We start from the raw sequence: 16,058 nt of genomic DNA, 5'->3' as shown, positions 1-16,058 counted from the left end.
ACTAGCCTGCCGGCTGGTGCACCGCCCAGCGGGCGAGGCCATCCAGCACCAGCGAGGGGTGGTAGTCGGCGCCGGGCAGCAACGGCATCAGCGCCGGTGCGCCGCCACCGTGCACCAGCAGCGACGGTGCCACGCCCAGCAGCGCATGCGCCTGCTGCGCGCTGCGTTCGATCAGCGCCACGGCGGCGCCATCGCAGCCGGAGGCCAGCGCATCGGCGGTGTCGTTGGCGAACTCGCTGTAGTCACCCCCGGTTGCCGGCAACTGCACGGCACGCGCGTGCAGCGCTTCGCGCATGGTGGTGGGCGATGCGGAAATGCGCCCGCCGTGATGCTGGCCATTGGCGTCGAGCAGATCAATCGTCAGTGCGGTGCCCACGCCAACCACCAGCACCGGGCGCTGCGCCTTGGCAGCGGCCAGCAGGGCCAGGAAGCGATCGACACCGAATTTTTCCGGCTTGGCATAGGCAATGCGCACGCCCGCGCATTCGGCGCTGGTGCGCACCACATGCACGTGTTCGAAGCGGCGCTGCAGCTGGTCCAGCATGGCGCTGGTCAGCGACGGTGCGGCCACGCTGGCCACGAACGCGGTGGTGCCGCTGGGCAGGCTGTGCGGCGGCTGTCCGGCCATGCCTTCGGCGCCGTGCGCCCAGGCCTGCACGTCGCCGGCACGGTCACCCTGCAACGGCGCGAACTTGAAGCGCGAGTTGCCGAGGTCGAACAACCAATCGCTCATGCCGCCCTCACGCTGACTTCGCCGGCGTGCAGCAGGCGTTCCTGGCCATCAATGCGCACGCGCAATGCGCCGTCATCGGCCAGGCCAAGTGCGGTGCCGTGCTGCCACTGCCCGTCCAGTTCCACGCGCACTTCGCGGCCGGCCAGCATGTCGAACGCGGCGTAGCGCGGCAGGAACGGCGCCAGACCTTCGCGATCGAATTCTTCCAGCGCCGGCAGCAGGCGTGCCAGCACCGCGGCGACAACCACGTTGCGGTCCACCGGCTTGCCAGCCAGCGTATCCAGGTCTACCCACGGCTGGGTGATCTGCTCGGCGAACGACGGCGGCATGTGCGTGTTGATGCCGATGCCGATCACCGCGCGCGCCGGGCCGGCGTACTCGCCACCGCCTTCTGCGAGCAGGCCGACCAGCTTGCGCTTGCCGTCGACGATCAGGTCATTCGGCCACTTCAGCTGGGCCTGGGTGTAGCCCAGGTCGTGCAGCGCTTCGGCGACGGCGATGCCGGCTACCAGGCTCAGCCCGGCGAGGCGGCCGAGGCCACCGGAGTACAGGCGCAGCACCGACAGGTAGATGTGCGCGGCCAGCGGCGAGGCCCAGGCACGCCCACGACGGCCACGGCCACCGGTCTGGCGTTCGGCCAGCAGGACGCTGACCCCGCGCTGGGGCGCGCTGCAACGCAGCAATTCAGCGTTGGTCGAGTCCACCGTCCAGGCCACCTGCAGGTCGTGCAGCAGGGCCTGGACGTCGGCAGGCAGGCCGGCGCGGATCGCGTCCGGGTCCAGCAGGTCGACCGGGCGGGTCAGGCCATAGCCTTCGCCAGCACGGCCCTCGATGTCCACACCGGCGGCCCTAAGTCCTTGAATACGCTTCCAAATGGCCGCCCGGGTCTGACCCAGCTCACGGGCCAGGGCGTCGCCGGACAGGCGACCGGCAGCGAGTTTGGCCAGCAATTGGCGATCGTCCACGGCAGCTTCCACGAAGTCAGGAAGGAATTATGCGGGAAAGCCGCCAGCGACGCCCGCCACGCTGGGTTTCGCGGGGGCTTCCAACGGGGCGCCGGGTTCGGGCTAGAATCGGGAACTCACCCTCCCTTAACGTGGATGTCGTCAATGCGCCGTTATGCCCATTGCCTGATCCTGCTGCTGATGCCCTTCGCGGCGTCTGCGACGGCAGCGCTGGACGACAGCCGTGGGGCCTGCGTGTCCTCCAATGGCGATGCCGCCTCACAGCGCGCGCCCACCGCCAGCGCATCGGCCGCCAGCACCAAGGCGGCACCGGTACGCCCGGCGGCCAGCACCACCACCGGTGGCGGTGGCAGCGACGACGACATGCTGCAGCGCATCCGCGCGCCGAAGTGGCACAGCTACCTGCCGGGAATGTTCCGCTGATCAAGTCGTTGCTGCAGTGGCTGCGGCCTGCGCCGCGGCCGATCGACGATGCACTTTGGGAAGACGCCTGCCGCCGCGCGGCGTGGCTGCACGGACTGGACGACGAACGCCGCGCGCGCCTGCGTGTGCTGACCACGCGCTTCCTGCATGAGAAGACCATTACCCCGATTGGCGAGCTGCAGCTGCAGGCCGGCGATGGCGTGCTGCTGGCCGCGCTGTGCTGCCTGCCGCTGCTGGAATTCGGCGAGGTGGGACTGGAAGGCTGGTCGCAGCTGATCATCTACCCCGACGCATTCCGCGTGCACCGCAGCCACATGGATGCGGCCGGGGTGCTGCATGAGTGGGATGACGAACTGATTGGCGAATCGTGGGACAGCGGTCCGTTGATCCTGTCCTGGGCCGACGTGCAGGCCGACCTGGCGGCGCCGCACGAGGGCTACTGCGTGGCGGTGCACGAGATGGTGCACAAGCTGGATGCACTGGATGGTGCGATGGACGGCACGCCGCCGCTGCCGCGCGCATGGCAGCGCGAGTGGGCGGCCACGTTCCAGCGCGCCTACGACGCCTTCTGTGCCCAGGTCGATGCGGGCGAAGAAACGCTGATCGATCCGTATGCGGCCGAGGCACCGGAAGAGTTCTTCGCGGTGACCAGCGAGTACCACTTCTCCGCGCCGGATCTGCTGCAGCAGGCGTTGCCGGACGTCGCTGCGCAGCTGCGGCGGTTCTATGGCGAGCCGCCGGCGATCGAAACACGTTAGTGCCGGCCGCTGGCCGGCACCTTGGCAATGCCACCGAAGTTCATGAGGTTGCCGGCCAGCGGCCGGCACTACCGGAACACCACGCGTTGTTGCGCCAGGCGATGCCAGGCGGACGGGAGCGCGCAGCTGCGGCGGTTCTATGGCAAGCCGCCGGCGATCGAAATACGGTAGTGCCGGCCGCTGGCCGGCACCTTGGCAATGCCACCGAAGATCATGGGGTTGCCGGCCAGCGGCCGGCACTACCGGAGCACTACGCGCTGTTGCGCCAGGCGATGCCCGGCGGACGGGAACGCGCAACTGCGGCGGTTCTATGGCGAGCCGCCTGCGATCGAAGTACGGTAGTGCCGGCCGCTGGCCGGCACCTTGGCAATGCCACCGAAGTTCATGAGGTTGCCGGCCAGCGGCCGGCACTACCGGAACACCACGCGCTGTTGCGCCAGGCGATGCCCGGCGGACGGGAACGCGCAGCTGCCGCGGTTCTATGGCGAGCCGCCGGCGATCGAAGTACGGTACTGCCGGCCGCTGGCCGGCAACCTGGCAATGCCACCGAAGCTCATGGGGTTGCCGGCCAGCGGCCGGCACTACCGGAACACCACGCGCTGTTGCGCCAGGCGATGCCCGGCGGACGGGAACGCGCAGCTGCGGCGGTTCTATGGCAAGCCGCCGGCGATCGAAATACGGTAGTGCCGGCCGCTGGCCGGCACCTTGGCAATGCCACCGAATATCATGAGGTTGCCGGCCAGCGGCCGGCACTACCGGAACACCCGCGCTGTTACGCCAGGCGATGCCCGGCGGACGGGAACGCGCAACTGCGGCGGTTCTATGGCGAGCCGCCGACGATCGAAACACGGTAGTGCCGGCCGCTGGCCGGCACCTTGGCAATGCCACCGAAGTTCATGAGGTTGCCGGCCAGCGGCCGGCACTACCGGAACACCACGCGTTGTTGCGCCAGGCGATGCCAGGCGGACGGGAGCGCACGGATTACGGCCCCGGCGGCAGGCGCACTTCGAAGCGGGCGCCGCCCAGTTCCTCGGAGCGGCCTACAGCCAGTTCACCGCGATAATCCTTGATCAGGTCCTGCACGATCGACAGGCCGATGCCGTGGCCCTGCACGCGCTCGTCGCCACGCACGCCACGCTGCAACACCTTGCCGATGTCGTCCGGGGCGATGCCCGGGCCATCGTCGTCCACCGCCAGCAGCAGGCCGGCGCGGCGCGCGTTCGGTGCCGGCAGCGGCTGTGCGGTCAGCAGCACGCGGCGGTTGGCCCACTTGAAGGCATTCTCCAGCAGGTTGCCCAGCAGTTCCTGCAGGTCACCCGGTTCGCCGTGGAAGCGCGCGGCCGGGTCGATATCGAATTCGCACAGCACGCCCTTCGAGGCATAGACCTTTTCCAGGCCACGCACGATTTCCTCGGCGTTGGATTCGATCGGCAGCGGCGCGGAGAACAGCTTGTGGCCCGACGACGCAGCACGTGCCAGCTGGTAGGAGACCAGGTTGTTCATGCGCTGCAGCTGCACGTCCAGCTCCTCGCGCAGCGCACCATCGCCCGCCCCGCTGTCCATCTGCGTGCGCAGCACTGCGATCGGTGTCTTCAGGCTGTGCGCCAGGTCGGCCAGGGTATTGCGCTGACGCTCGAGGTTCTCGCGCTCGCTTTCAATGAAGGCGTTGATGCTGTCGGTCAGCGGTTCCAGCTCGCGCGGGTGGCGCTCGCTCATGCGCTCGGTTTCGCCGCGCTGCACCTTGGTCAGCTCGGTAATCACGCGACGCAGGGGCCGCAGGCTCCACTGCAGAATGACGGTCTGCAGCAGCAGCAGGATCAGGCCGATGCCACCGAGGTAGAACCAGACCCGGCTGCGGAACACCCGCAGCTGTGCACCCAGCGCGCGCGAGTCTTCCATCACATAGATGGTGTACGGGAATTCGGTGGCGGGGTCGGCGTCGGCATCCCACACCAGGCCCAGGCCATAGCGGTACACCGAGCCCTGGCTGCCGTCGATCTGGATCATCGGCAGCGGGCCTTCGAACACTTCCTGGCGAGGTGCCAGCAGGCCGCCGCCGACGGTGGGCAGCATCGGGCCTTCGGCGGACATCGAATTGCCCTTGCCGTGCGGCATCACCACCTGCAGGTACAGGCCGCTGCCGGGCACGTCGAAGCGCGAATCTGGCGGCTGCTCGCGGATGTACAGCGAGCGGTCGCGGGTGAAGTCGATGCCGGCCGCATAGGCGGTGGCGTAGTTCTTCAGGCGCTCACGCAGGTTCGCCTTCGCCGTATCGGCGAAGGCGGCGTCGAGCGCGTAACCGGCCAGCGCCAGGAACGCGACCAGACCCACGGACGCGGCGAACATCTGGCGCGCCTGCAGTGAGCGCGGCCGCCAGCGTCGGAAGAACCACAGACGGCCGGACATCGTGTTATCGCCAGGGTGAGCCGGCTCAGCCCTCGTTGCGCGGGATCGCGAAACGGTAGCCGCGACCGCGCACGGTCTCGATCGGCTTCAGTTCGCCATCCGGGTCCAGCTTCTTGCGCAGGCGGCCGATGAACACTTCCAGCACGTTCGAGTCGCGGTCGAAGTCCTGCTGGTAGATGTGCTCGGTGAGGTCGGCCTTGGAGACCAGTTCACCGGCATGCATCATCAGGTACTCCAGCACCTTGTACTCGTAGCTGGTGAGGTCGACATTGCTGCCAGCCACGCTGACGGTCTGGGCAGCCAGGTCCAGGGCAACCGGGCCGCATTCCAGGGTCGGCTTGCTCCAGCCAGCGGCGCGGCGCAGCAGCGCGTTGACGCGGGCCAGCAGTTCTTCGACGTGGAACGGCTTGACCAGGTAGTCGTCGGCGCCCTGCTTCAGGCCCTCGACCTTGTCCTGCCAGCTCGAACGCGCGGTCAGGATCAGCACCGGGAACTTCTTGCCTTCGTCACGCAGGGCCTTGATCAGCTCCATGCCCGACATCTTGGGCAGGCCGAGGTCGATGATGCCGACATCGAACGGGACTTCGCGCCCCATGTAGAGGCCTTCCTCGCCGTCCTGCGCAGCATCGACGGCAAAGCCTTCGCGCTTGAGCCGGGCTGCCAGGGTCTCACGCAGCGGGGCTTCGTCTTCGACCAGAAGGATACGCATGAACTCTCCCTAGTGTCCTGGGTATGGCCCGGAGGCCTGTGGGGTACGGGTTGATAGCGACGACTATCCCTGTTCAGGGGTTATCGCCGCGTAGTGATGACATATCCGACCGCGGCGTGCGCGGCTGTGAACGCGACGGCGCGGGGTCGTCCATGTAGCGGACCCGGCCCCGATCGTCCATGTACTTCACCCGGTTGATATCGCGACCATCGAACGGCACGCGCTCGGCGCCGAGGATGTGGCCGCCGGTGGTGCGCTGCACGCGGCGCACGGCATCGGACAGCGAACGCTCGTCGCCACGGCCACCGCGCTCACCCCGCTCCATCATCTCCGCCCGCCCCTGGTCGCCGCGCGGCGGCTGTTGCGCCAGCGCCGAAGACAGCGGCACAGCCGACAGGACCACGCAGGTGGCCAGGGCAATGCGGCGATGGAAGGGAGCGGAAGACATCGATGCGATCCTAGCCGAGCACGGCGATTCGTTCAAAAGTCGTAAATCCGGCGCCGGGTTCGAAACCCAGCGTTTTACAAATCTTTTGCAAATTCTTGGTTTACAGCAGTGAATCCGGTCTGAACTTTTCCGGCCCTACGCCCGAGTCGTTCAGCTAAGTGAACATTCGGGACGAATCGCCGTCCCTTGTCAAGTCAGGAATGTGACTGCGGTCACGCTGCGGCGCGATCAGCTTCGCGGTCGGTGACCGCCAGGGCCTGTTCGATCAGGCTCCAGCCGGCGCCCGGACGGTGTGCGCCCTCGCTCAGCACCTGGCGGAATGCGCGCCCACCGGGCTGGCCGTGGAAGAGGCCGAGCAGGTGGCGGGTGATGTGCTTCAGCGCCAGGCCTTCGCCCAGCTGCGCCTCGATGTAGGGGCGCATCGCGCGCAGCAGGTCGCCACGGGCCTGCAGCGGGGCGCCGGTGTGCAGCGCCTCCAGCTGATGCAGCAGGTAGGGGTCGTGGTAGGCCGCGCGGCCCAGCATCACGCCATCGACGTGCGCGGCCTGCGCCTGCACCGCCTCGATGCTGGCCAGGCCGCCGTTGATCACCACCGGCAGTGCCGGGCGCTCCTGCTTCAGGCGGTAGGCCCAGTCGTACTTCAGCGGCGGAACCTCGCGGTTCTCCTTCGGCGACAGGCCCTTCAGCCACGCGTTGCGCGCGTGCACCACCACCATCGCCGCACCGGCGGCGACCTGGCGGTCGACGAAGCTGGCAAACACGTCGTAGTCGTTGTCCTCGTCCACGCCCAGGCGGCACTTCACCGTCACCGGGATATCAACCGCATCGACCATGGCCGCAACGCACTCGGCCACCAGCGCCGGCTCGCGCATCAGGCACGCGCCAAAACGCCCGGCCTGCACGCGATCAGACGGGCAGCCGCAGTTGAGGTTGACCTCGTCATAGCCCCACTCGGCGGCGATGCGCGCGGCCTGCGCCAGCAGCACCGGATCACTGCCACCCAATTGCAGGGCCAGCGGCTGCTCGCTGCGGTCGAAGCCGAGCAGGCGCTCGCGGTCGCCGTGGATGACCGCGTTGGCGTGCACCATCTCCGTGTACAGGCGTACGCCCGGTGCCAGCACGCGGTGGAAAACGCGGCAATGGCGATCGGTCCAGTCCATCATCGGGGCAACGGACAGGCGCAGGGAATCGGCGTAACGGGCGGTGGCGGACGTCATCGGGGCATTGATCGTGGAGACTGGCATTGCCAGTGAGATCAATAGTTTACACCGGGCGGCTGAATGCGCCCGGTCAGCCGCGCGGCGGGCGCCGGTTGGGCCCTGCTCCGGCTGGCGGCCGGGGCGGGCTGGGCGGTGGCGGCGGACGCTTCCTGCCCTCGGGGAGCTTGGGGTTCGCGTTCTCCATGGATACGACCAACTGGTCCAGTGGTGGGTTGGAACCCTTCCTCAACTTAGCCATCGTCTGTCTCCTGGAGAATCTCGACCCACTGCACATCCGCTGCGTGAATCAGTATGCCATCGAGCTGCGGAAGCTCGACCACGGCGGGGCTGGCCACGTGATCCGCTGCTGGATCGGCACCTTCATCGGGTGGATCCGCATCCACCAGCCAGGCCGGCATCTGCATGTAGAACTGTCCCGCAGCGGGGCTGATCGGCCACTCCTTGGGATAGCCGGTCAATCGACGGCCATCCTTCAATTGCAGCACCACGAAGGCAGGACGCGTACCCAGCACGCAGTACCACTCGCTCGGGTGGGATGTCCTCGTGGTGAAGCCTGCACGACGGAGAACCCTGTGGAGGGAATCCTTGTTCGCAGCGAGGGCCAATCCTGCCCCCAGCAGTGCGGCGAGGACAAAACCCCATAGCAGGCTGCTGGTCTCGGTCCAGGTCCCCAGCACAAAGCAGCGACCAGCCAGCAGGAGCATCAGTTCGGTGAACTTGACCAGCACCTGGACCGCGAAGGTGAACACCAACGCTTCCACGGTCCGTTCGAACTGCGGCGGCTTGGGATGGGATGTCAGCCCATAGAACACCCATGCAGACAGGAAACCCGGCAGCAGAAAGGTCAGCAGCGTGGTGGCGTTGTTGAAGAGCGAATCCATTCCGGCAGAAGTACTCCGTCGTGAGGATCACAACGGAGCACGATCACAGCGATTCTTCCACCTTGGGTGGGGTTCACAGGCTGAAGATGCAGCAACCGCAACAGCGGCCATGGCGTTGCAGTTGCTCCACGAGAGCCGATAGCGTCAATGCGCGCTGCCAGCAGCGCCTTTGCCACCCACCTGCTCAATGAGGGTCTGGCTGGCCGCATTGAGCCCCACCACCGTCACCTCCGCACCATGCGTGGCCAACTTTTCCTGCGCCCGCTCCAGCGCGGCCACGGCAGTCAGGTCCCACAGGTGGGCATCGCGCAGATCGATCTGCACCTTCGGCGCCACGTGCTGGTAATCGAACGCCGCACCCAGCTGCCCTGCCGAGGCAAAGAACACCTGCCCACGCACGCGGTAGACCTGCGTGTCATCGGCATCGTCGCGCTGCACGTCCAGCATGCGGCCAACCTTGCGCGCGAAGAACAGGGCCGACAGCAGCACACCGCTGAGCACGCCCTTGGCCAGATCGTGGGTAGCCACGGTGACCACCACCGTCAGCAGCATCACCGCAGAGGAACTGCGCGGATGTGTGCGCAGGTCGCGCAGCGAGCGCCAGCTGAAGGTGCCGATGCTGACCATGATCATCACCGCCACCAGCGCCGCCATTGGGATCTGCCGTACCAGATCGCTGCCGTACACCACCAGTACCAGCAGGAACACGCCAGCCACCAGGCAGGACAGGCGGCCGCGGCCACCGGAGGTCACGTTGATCACCGACTGGCCGATCATCGCGCAACCGGCCATGCCACCGAGGAAGCCGGTGACCGTGTTCGCCACGCCCTGGCCGACACATTCGCGGTTGCGCTCGCTGGGCGTCTCGGTGATGTCCTCGACGATCTGCAGGGTCATCATCGATTCGAGCAGGCCGACCACGGCCAGCGTGGCCGACACCGGCAGCAGGATGCGCAGCGTCTCCCAGGTGAGCGGCACATCGGGCAGCAGGAAATGCGGCAGGCTGTCGGGCAGCTGGCCCATGTCGCCGACGCTGCGTACGTCCACGCCGAAGCCGATCACCACGGCGGTCAGCACCACAATGGCCACCAGAGGCGACGGCACCGCGCGGGTAATGCGTGGCAGCAGGTAGATGATCGCCAACGCGGCGGCGCACAGCACGTAGACCGTAGGACCGCGACCGATCAGCTCGGGCATCTGCGCCAGGAAGATCAGGATCGCCAGCGCGTTGACGAAGCCGGTGATGACCGAGCGCGAGACGAAGCGCATCAACGAGCCGAGCTTGAACACACCGGCCAGCACCTGCAGCAGGCCGGCCAGGATGCTGGCGGCGAACAGGTACTGCAGGCCGTGGTCCTTGACCAGGTCGACCATCACCAGCGCCATCGCACCGGTGGCTGCGGAGATCATGCCGGGGCGGCCGCCAGCGATGGCGGTGATGACGGCAATCGAGAACGCGGCGTACAGGCCGACCTTGGGGTCGACGCCGGCGATGAGCGAGAACGCGATGGCCTCGGGAATCAGGGCCAGGGCGACGACGATGCCGGACAGCAGGTCGCCACGGATGTTGCCGAGCCATTGCTGGCGCAGGGGGTAGGACGTTTGCATGGGAAAGCTCCGCGCGCAGGCGGGCGTGGCCGCATGGCGCTGCAGTGGAAAGACACGGGTTCCTGAGCCGGGCAGGCCGGCTGCCGATGTGCGGCAAGGGTCAGGGTGGCGTGATCACTGCAGGCGGGCGTCGGTACGTGGGAGGGACGCAGTCTACGGGAAGCGACCCCACGGGGGTAGCGCGGATGGCCGGCGAGGCAGCGAAACGCAGCGGAGCATGGCTCCGCTCTACAATCACAGCATGGCCGCCGACCACCCGCATTTCTTCGACCCCGCCACCGAACAGGGCGTGCTGCGCCTGTCGATCGCCGCCTCGCTGCTGCTGGCCGCCGCCGCAGTGGTGTTCGGCCTGCTGGCCAATTCCTCGCTGATCATCTTCGACGGCATCTACGGCCTGATCGACGTGGTGATGACCTGGCTGTCGCTGCTGGTGGCGCGGCTGATCGCGCTGTCCACACAGACCGATGCGCTGCAATCGCGTCTCAACCAGCGCTTCACCATGGGCTTCTGGCACCTGGAGCCGATCGTGCTGGGGGTGAGCGGCACACTGATGATCGGTGCGGCGCTGTATGCGCTGGTCAATGCGGTGGACGCGTTGATGTCCGGGGGCCGCCACATCGCCCTCGGCCCGGCCATTGCCTTCGCCGGGCTGTCGATCGTGGGCGAAGGCGCGCTGGCCTGGTTCATCCTGCGCGCCAACCGCCGCATCGGCTCGGAGTTCATCGCATTGGACGCGAAGAACTGGGTGATCGCGGCCAGCATGTCGGCCTGCTACCTGCTGGCTTTCCTCGGCGGCGTACTGGTGCAGGGCACGTCGCTGGCGTGGGTCGGGCCGTACATCGACCCGGCCATCCTCGCCTTCGTCTGCGTGCTGGTGATGATCGCCCCGCTCGGCACGGTGCGCCGGGCGCTGGCCGGCATCCTGCTGGTCACCCCGCCGGAACTGCAGGCCCATGTGGATGCAGTGGCACGCGGGATCGTGGCCAAGCACGGCTTCGTCGAGCACCGCAGCTACGTGGCCCAGGTGGGGCGTGGCGAGCAGATCGAGCTGTTCTTCGTGGTACCGGAAAACGACCCGCCGCGGCCCCTGGTGGAATGGGACCAGCTGCGCGACGAGATCGGCGATGCACTGGGCGAGGCCTCGCCGGACCGCTGGCTGACCATCATGTTCACCACCGACCGCGAATGGACGATCTAGGCTGGCAGGACGATCGATCAAATTTTTCGTACGCATTGCAACCCAACGTACGCGGAAACCGGGCAAAGTAGGCTCCAACGCAACACCCACCCACCGACCAGGAGCATCCCGATGTCCATCGAAAAGGTTCTGTACACCGCCCAGGCCACCTCCACCGGCGGCCGTGAAGGCCGTTCCGTCTCCTCCGACAACGTGCTGGATATCCAGCTGTCGACCCCGCGCGAGCTGGGCGGCGCCGGCGGCCCGGGCACCAACCCGGAACAGCTGTTCGCGGCCGGCTACTCGGCCTGCTTCCTGGGCGCGCTGAAGTTCGTGGCCGGCCAGGCCAAGGTCGCGCTGCCGGCCGACACCACCGTGACCGGCAAGGTCGGCATCGGCCAGATCCCGACCGGTTTCGGCATCGAAGCCGAGCTGACCATCAGCGCTCCCGGCGTGCCGCGCGAGCAGCTGGAAGAGCTGGTGCAGAAGGCGCACATCGTGTGCCCGTACTCGAATGCCACGCGCGGCAACATCGACGTGACGCTGGTCGTTGCCTGATGGGGTGATGCCGGCCAGCGGCCGGCACTACCCGCGCCAAAGCAAAAAAATGGGCGGATGCCGGTCGAAACCGAACATCCGCCCATCCCACCTTCGTTGTCCCGCACGGGGGCATGAGGTTGCCGGCCAGCGGCCGGCACTACCAGGTCACTTCTCGCTGGTGATCAGCTGCACGACGCTGGAGAAGTCCAGCTTGCCGCGGCCGGCCTGGTGGTTCATCGAGTACAGGTTGCGGGCCACTTCGCCCAGCGGGATCGAGGCGCCGACACTCATCGCCGCTTCCACCGCCAAGCCCATGTCCTTCAGCATCAGATCGCTGCCGAAGCCGCCGCTGTAGCCGCGCGAGGCCGGGGCGTTTTCCAGCACGCCCGGCCACGGGTTGCACACTTCGGTGGCCCAGCTGCGGCCGGTGCTGACCGCCATCATCTGCGACAGCACCTTCGGGTCCAGCCCGTGCGCCACGCCGAGGGCGATGGCTTCGCCGGTGACGGCCATGATCACGCCCAGCGCCATGTTGTTGCACAGCTTGGCCACCTGGCCGGCACCGCTGGCGCCGACATGGAAGATGTTCTTGCCCATCGCCTGCAGCACCGGGCGGGCGCGCTCCAGCGCATCCTCCTCGCCACCGACGATGAAGGTCAGGGTGCCGGCCTGGGCACCGGCGGTACCGCCGGACACCGGTGCGTCGATCATCTGCAGGCCCCGTGCGGCAGCGGCTTCAGAGACCTTGCGGGCGCTGGCCGGTGCGATCGTGCTGCAGTCGATGACCAGTGCGCCGGCCGGAATCGCGGCAAGAATGCCGTCATCGCCCAGGTACACGCCTTCGACGTGGCGGCTGGCCGGCAGCATCGAGATCACCACCTCGGCATCGGCCAGGGTTTCGCGCGCCGATGCGGCCGCGCTGGCGCCGGCATCGACGGCGGCCTGCACCGCGGCCGGGACCAGATCGAACACGCGCACGGTATGGCCGTTCTTGACCAGATTGGCGGCCATCGGGCCACCCATGTTGCCCAACCCGATGAATGCAATGCGGCTCATGCAAGGCTCCTTTCAACAAGGGGAGTGCCCAGGTCGGCCAGCGGATGCGCGGCATCGGCCCAGGGGGAAGCGAAGAAGGTGTCGGCCCACGCGCCGGTGGCCTCGGCCAGAGTGGCCGGGTTCCACTGTGGATTGCGGTCCTTGTCGATCAGCAGCGCGCGGATGCCTTCAGCGAAATCACCGTGGGCGGCGCAATGCAGGGCGACGATGTACTCCAGGCGATAGATCGCGGCCAGGCCCTGGCCGGCACTGCGGCGCTGCAGTTCGTACGACAACCGTGCCGAGCCTGGCGCACCGGCGGCAAGGGTCTTCTGTGCCGCCTGCAGCCAGGCATCGTCGGTCTGCAGAGTGGAGATGCGGCCGATGATCGCGGAGAGGTCATCGCCTTCGCACAGCGCATCGACCTGCGCCGCATTGGCCAGCAGCGGACCGGTCGCGGCGTCACTGGCATGCGACTGCAGCAGATGGCTGAGCCGTTCGTGGTTGTGTGCGGCATCGCTGGACCACGCGACCTGCAGCAGCGCATCGAACACCGCGCTGCGGCGTTCTTCGGCCACGTGCACGTCGGCCAGGCCGGCGTAGATGGCGTCGCCCGGATTGAGCAGCGCACCGGTCAGCGCCAGGAACAGGCCGCCCTTGCCCGGTACGCGCGGCAGCAGCCAGCTACCACCCACATCCGGGAACAGACCGACGGTGATTTCCGGGAAGGCCAGCTTGGAGCGCTCGCTGACCACGCGGTGGCTGGCACCGGACATCAGGCCGATGCCACCGCCCATCACGATGCCGTGGCCCCAGCACAGGATCGGCTTGGCGTAGGTGTGGATGAGATAATCGACGCGGTACTCAACGTCGAAGAACTCAGCGGCGTAGTCGTTCTCGCGGATGTCGCTGCGGCCGGCCTCGCGGAAGGCGACCATGCTCTTGTACAGGCTGTGCAGGTCACCGCCGGCGCAGAACGCCTTTTCGCCGGCACCCTGCAGCACCACCATGGCGATGCCATCGTCGTCGGCCCAGGCATTCAACTGCTTCAGCAGCAGGTGTGCCATCGGCAGCGAGAAACCGTTGAGCGTACGCGGCGCATTGAGCGTGGCGATGCCGATGCGCGTGCCGTTGCCAGCCACGCGCTCTTCGAACAGCACCGGTGCGTCGTCGGCAGCGGTGTCGGTGCTCATGCGTTCTTCCACTGCGCGGCGCGCTTTTCCAGGAAGGCGGTCACGCCCTCGACCTGGTCGGCGGTGTCGAACAGATCGACGAAGGCTTCGCGTTCGGCCACCAGCGCCGAAGCGTGAGTGCCGGTGCGGGTGGCCTGCACCAGGGTCTTGCAGGCGGCGATGCTGGTCGGGCTCTGCTTGCCGGCCTTCTTCGCCCATTCCAGCGCCAGCGCCTTGGCTTCGCCCTTGCCGACCTTTTCTTCGGCCAGGCCAATGCGCAGCGCGGTCTCGGCGTTGATGCGCTCGCCCAGCAGGATCATGCGCTTGGCCCAGCCCTCGCCGACCAGGCGCGGCAGGTTCTGGGTGCCACCGGCGCACGGCAGCAGGCCGACGGTGGCCTCCGGCAGCGCGACCTGGGCGTGGTCTTCGATGATGCGCAGGTCACAGGCCAGCGCGCATTCCAGGCCACCGCCCATGGCGTAGCCGTTGATCGCGGCGATCGACACGCCACGGAAACCGGACAGCGCTTCGAAGGCTTCACCGAAGCGGCGCGCGGCTTCACGTGCAGCGGCCTTGTCGCCGGAGGCGAACTGGTTGAGATCGGCACCGGCGGAGAAGAACTTCTCGCCGCCACCGGTGATCACCAGCGCGTAGATGTCGCGGTCTGCGTTGAGCGCGCCGACCAGATCACGCAGCGCCGACAGGCTGTGCACGGTCCAGGTATGCGCCGGCGGGTTGTTCAGGGTGACCACGGCGGTGTGGCCATCCACCTCCACCTTCAGGCCCACGTGCTCCTGGGTACGCCAATCCTTCATCGCAGTTCCTCTTCGGTGTTGAGCAGGTGACGGGCAACGATCACCCGCATGATCTCGTTGGTGCCTTCCAGGATCTGGTGCACGCGGCAGTCACGCAGCAGGCGCTCGATCGGGTATTCGCGGATGTAGCCGTAGCCACCGTGGATCTGCAGTGCTTCGTTGCAGACGTTGAAACCGGCATCGGTGGCGAAGCGCTTGGCCATCGCGCACCAGACGTTGGCATCGCTGGCACCGGCATCGAGCTTGCGCGCGGCGGTGTGCACCATCTGCCGTGCAGCCACCAGCTGGGTGACCATGTCGGCCAGCTTGAACTGCAGCGCCTGGAACTCGGCCAGCGCCTTGCCGAACTGGCGGCGCTCGCCCATGTAGCGGCGCGCGGCATCCAGCGCGCCCTGCGCGGCACCCAGCGAACAGGCGGCGATGTTGATGCGGCCGCCGTCCAGCCCCTTCATCGCCAGCTTGAAGCCGCCGCCTTCCTCGCCCAGAAGGTGGCTGACCGGCACGCGGACGTTTTCGAAGGTGATGCCACGGGTGGGCTGGCTGTTCCAGCCCATCTTCTCTTCCTTGCGGCCGAAGCTGATGCCCGGCAGGTCGGCCGGCACCGCAATGGCGCTGACACCACCGGCACCGGCACCACCGGTACGCGCCATCACCACCAGCAGCTCGGTGGCACCGGCGCCGGAAATGAAGGCCTTCGAGCCGTTCAGCACATAGAAGTCACCATCGCGCACGGCGGTGGTCTTCAACGACGCCGCATCGGAACCGGCACCGGGTTCGGTCAGGCAGTACGAGGCCAGCTTGTTGCCCGAAGACAGATCGGTGCCCCACGCATCGCGCAGCGCCGGCTGGCCCCACTTGGACACCATCCACGAGGCCATGTTATGGATGCTGATGTACGCTGCGGTCGACGGATCGACGTTGGCGAGCTCCTCGATGACGACGGCGGCGTCCAGTCGGCTCAGGCCGCTGCCGCCCACTTCCGGGTCCATGTACAGGCCGCAGAAACCCAGTTCACCGGCCTTGGCGATCGCCTCGCGCGGAAAGATGCCCTCCGCATCCCATCGCGCGGCGTGCGGCGCCAGTTCGGCCTGTGCGAAGTCGCGCGCCGCCTCGCGGTACGCCTGCTGCGCTTCTTCCAGTTCCGTCGTCATCGAGTGGCTCATGGCTG

Annotated in this window: 16 protein-coding genes; 4 read left to right on the top strand and 12 right to left on the bottom strand. The window is 67.5% G+C overall.

The window, feature by feature from the left end; translation table 11 throughout:
• Position 1: 1 nt before the first annotated feature.
• The gene (locus tag ACZLHH_RS01440; RefSeq protein WP_012509777.1) at positions 2-733 is read right to left on the bottom strand and encodes a type III pantothenate kinase; all 732 of its coding nucleotides are present in this window, start codon (positions 731-733) and stop codon (positions 2-4) included.
• The gene (gene birA, locus ACZLHH_RS01435; protein ID WP_107431404.1) at positions 730-1,698 is read right to left on the bottom strand and encodes a bifunctional biotin--[acetyl-CoA-carboxylase] ligase/biotin operon repressor BirA; all 969 of its coding nucleotides are present in this window, start codon (positions 1,696-1,698) and stop codon (positions 730-732) included. The genes ACZLHH_RS01440 and birA overlap by 4 nt, the downstream gene beginning before the upstream one ends.
• A 144-nt stretch (positions 1,699-1,842) precedes the next feature.
• On the opposite strand from birA, the gene ACZLHH_RS01430 reads away from it, so the two are divergent.
• Both ACZLHH_RS01430 and ACZLHH_RS01425 read left to right on the top strand, forming a co-directional pair.
• Positions 1,843-2,121, top strand: a complete 279-nt coding sequence (locus tag ACZLHH_RS01430; RefSeq protein ID WP_180845016.1) for a hypothetical protein — start codon at positions 1,843-1,845, stop codon at positions 2,119-2,121.
• Positions 2,088-2,879, top strand: coding sequence for a M90 family metallopeptidase (locus ACZLHH_RS01425; RefSeq protein WP_197573201.1), 792 nt, complete (start codon positions 2,088-2,090; stop codon positions 2,877-2,879). Before ACZLHH_RS01430 ends, ACZLHH_RS01425 begins: the two co-directional genes overlap by 34 nt.
• 981 nt (positions 2,880-3,860) lie before the next feature.
• Here ACZLHH_RS01425 and ACZLHH_RS01420 read toward each other — a convergent pair.
• From ACZLHH_RS01420 to ACZLHH_RS01395, 6 genes are all read right to left on the bottom strand, one after another.
• Entirely contained in the window at positions 3,861-5,285 is a 1,425-nt protein-coding gene (locus ACZLHH_RS01420; protein ID WP_071229404.1) for an ATP-binding protein, read from the bottom strand.
• Positions 5,286-5,310: 25 nt separating this feature from the next.
• Complete coding sequence (locus tag ACZLHH_RS01415) at positions 5,311-5,994, bottom strand: response regulator transcription factor (protein WP_004136763.1); 684 nt, start codon at positions 5,992-5,994, stop codon at positions 5,311-5,313.
• Positions 5,995-6,067: 73 nt separating this feature from the next.
• Positions 6,068-6,442 carry a hypothetical protein gene (locus ACZLHH_RS01410; protein WP_032128191.1) on the bottom strand — a complete coding sequence of 125 codons (375 nt, stop codon included), beginning with the start codon at positions 6,440-6,442 and terminating at the stop codon, positions 6,068-6,070.
• 212 nt (positions 6,443-6,654) lie between these two features.
• Positions 6,655-7,686 carry a tRNA dihydrouridine(20/20a) synthase DusA gene (gene dusA / locus ACZLHH_RS01405; protein WP_180845014.1) on the bottom strand — a complete coding sequence of 344 codons (1,032 nt, stop codon included), beginning with the start codon at positions 7,684-7,686 and terminating at the stop codon, positions 6,655-6,657.
• A 206-nt stretch (positions 7,687-7,892) separates the two neighbouring features.
• Positions 7,893-8,543, bottom strand: a complete 651-nt coding sequence (locus ACZLHH_RS01400) for a DUF6338 family protein (protein WP_180845013.1) — start codon at positions 8,541-8,543, stop codon at positions 7,893-7,895.
• A 144-nt stretch (positions 8,544-8,687) separates the two neighbouring features.
• Positions 8,688-10,151 carry a SulP family inorganic anion transporter gene (locus tag ACZLHH_RS01395; protein WP_180845012.1) on the bottom strand — a complete coding sequence of 488 codons (1,464 nt, stop codon included), beginning with the start codon at positions 10,149-10,151 and terminating at the stop codon, positions 8,688-8,690.
• A gap of 217 nt (positions 10,152-10,368) precedes the next feature.
• On the opposite strand from ACZLHH_RS01395, the gene ACZLHH_RS01390 reads away from it, so the two are divergent.
• Entirely contained in the window at positions 10,369-11,349 is a 981-nt protein-coding gene (locus ACZLHH_RS01390; RefSeq protein WP_180845011.1) for a cation diffusion facilitator family transporter, read from the top strand.
• A 111-nt stretch (positions 11,350-11,460) separates the two neighbouring features.
• The gene (locus tag ACZLHH_RS01385) at positions 11,461-11,886 is read left to right on the top strand and encodes an organic hydroperoxide resistance protein (protein ID WP_049399846.1); all 426 of its coding nucleotides are present in this window, start codon (positions 11,461-11,463) and stop codon (positions 11,884-11,886) included.
• 147 nt (positions 11,887-12,033) lie between these two features.
• Here the strand turns inward: ACZLHH_RS01385 and mmsB are convergent, their stop codons facing one another.
• From mmsB to ACZLHH_RS01365, 4 genes are read right to left on the bottom strand one after another with little or no spacing between them, the layout of a single operon-like run.
• Positions 12,034-12,924 (bottom strand): 3-hydroxyisobutyrate dehydrogenase, encoded by an 891-nt coding sequence (mmsB, locus tag ACZLHH_RS01380; RefSeq protein WP_004136647.1) that lies wholly within the window; start codon positions 12,922-12,924, stop codon positions 12,034-12,036.
• Complete coding sequence (locus tag ACZLHH_RS01375) at positions 12,921-14,096, bottom strand: enoyl-CoA hydratase/isomerase family protein (RefSeq protein WP_180845010.1); 1,176 nt, start codon at positions 14,094-14,096, stop codon at positions 12,921-12,923. Before ACZLHH_RS01375 ends, mmsB begins: the two co-directional genes overlap by 4 nt.
• The gene (locus ACZLHH_RS01370; protein ID WP_180845009.1) at positions 14,093-14,890 is read right to left on the bottom strand and encodes an enoyl-CoA hydratase; all 798 of its coding nucleotides are present in this window, start codon (positions 14,888-14,890) and stop codon (positions 14,093-14,095) included. Before ACZLHH_RS01370 ends, ACZLHH_RS01375 begins: the two co-directional genes overlap by 4 nt.
• Complete coding sequence (locus ACZLHH_RS01365) at positions 14,887-16,053, bottom strand: acyl-CoA dehydrogenase family protein (RefSeq protein ID WP_071229412.1); 1,167 nt, start codon at positions 16,051-16,053, stop codon at positions 14,887-14,889. Before ACZLHH_RS01365 ends, ACZLHH_RS01370 begins: the two co-directional genes overlap by 4 nt.
• Positions 16,054-16,058: the final 5 nt, after the last annotated feature.

It is taken from the genome of Stenotrophomonas sp. 28608_Sma, assembly GCF_056486185.1.
Note: the sequence above shows the minus strand (reverse complement) of the source record. Positions and strands in the feature narration are given on the sequence as shown.